Origin of the sequence: Microcoleus sp. BR0-C5, assembly GCF_036705045.1 — a bacterium.
Classification (GTDB): Bacteria; Cyanobacteriota; Cyanobacteriia; order Cyanobacteriales; family Microcoleaceae; genus Microcoleus.
This window is the reverse complement of record NZ_JAUBTR010000212.1, coordinates 1-1,181: the sequence shown is the minus strand read 5'-3', so window position 1 is coordinate 1,181 and position 1,181 is coordinate 1. Positions and strand designations below refer to the sequence as shown.

Genomic DNA, 1,181 nt, shown 5'->3' with positions numbered 1-1,181 from the left:
GGGTGCATCTCACTTTGGCAAATACATCAAGTTGAAAGTTGACCGTTGAGGTAAGCACAGCGAAGAGAAAGGATAGAGGGAACGCTCTCAATATTCCATTGCGCTCCTGATATTTTCACCCTAAATCCAATTCGCTTAATAATTGATTCAACTGTTCCAGAACCAATCGATCTTATGGATTCTTCTTTATAGTATTGGTAGTTGACTATTCGGCCGCGATGGGTCTCTAAATAGTTACAAAATGTTTTAAATTCTTTTTTTTTCATTTGTTTAAATAGATTTATAACTTCATCTATCTTGCCTTGCCACAACATATTTTCTGCTAATTTTAAACGTTTTATTGAGCCTCCTACCTTGTAAAGATTTTCTTTCAGATGATACCAATCTAAGATTTCTTGTCTTTGTTCGGTGTCTCCTATTTGTTGAAATATCTGACAAATTCCGGCGTGACCATCTCCTAAACAATACATAGGATGTAGCAATTTTTGGCTATTAGTCCAATCAATTAAATCTTGATTTTTGTGAAAAAATGCTCCCGAATAAACATTATCTAAACACACGGCTTTATAGTCTTTCCAGTAACACCCCTCGCCTTTATTTTCGTTGCGGAGCCTGACTTTACCCCCATCCAATGTAATTTCTTGGACTCCTTGTTTCGATGCAGGTAATTCAAATTCTTGTCGCTTGACTAATCTATGTAATGTACTGTGATAGATTTTGACACCAGTGAAAATCTCTAAATCTTTTTGGGCCATTTGATAATATGCGTTTACCCTGGATTAAAAGACAGCATTTTTCCATGACTTGACTGATTTGACTATAAGCTTTCAATCCAAAATATTTCGCCTGATTATCTGTAATCTCAAGCGAACCGACTATTGATTTTATTTTTCTGGTTTTTCCTGTTTGAATTCCTGATACTGCTGAAAAAAAAAGCTACCTCGTTCTGGACCCACTTTTTCTAGCATTTTCTGACGGAGGGATTTTTCTATGCTATCAAAACTTTCTAACTCGGTTGGAACGGTATTTCTGTAAAGAATTTCTGCTGCCGCTTTTAAGTGGGCTTTTAGCTGTTCTTGGTCTGAGGGTATCATTTTCTTTGCCTCATATTTTTGGGTGATTTTACGAGCTTTTTCATTTTAACCCTTTTTTGGCATACTCGCCAAAGTGAGATGCACCCA

1 pseudogene is annotated in these 1,181 nt (G+C 36.4%); it reads right to left on the bottom strand.

From position 1 onward, the window contains the following. Positions 1-26 precede the first annotated feature (26 nt). Positions 27-1,094, bottom strand: a pseudogene (locus QUB08_RS31995) (ISKra4 family transposase). Positions 1,095-1,181: the final 87 nt, after the last annotated feature.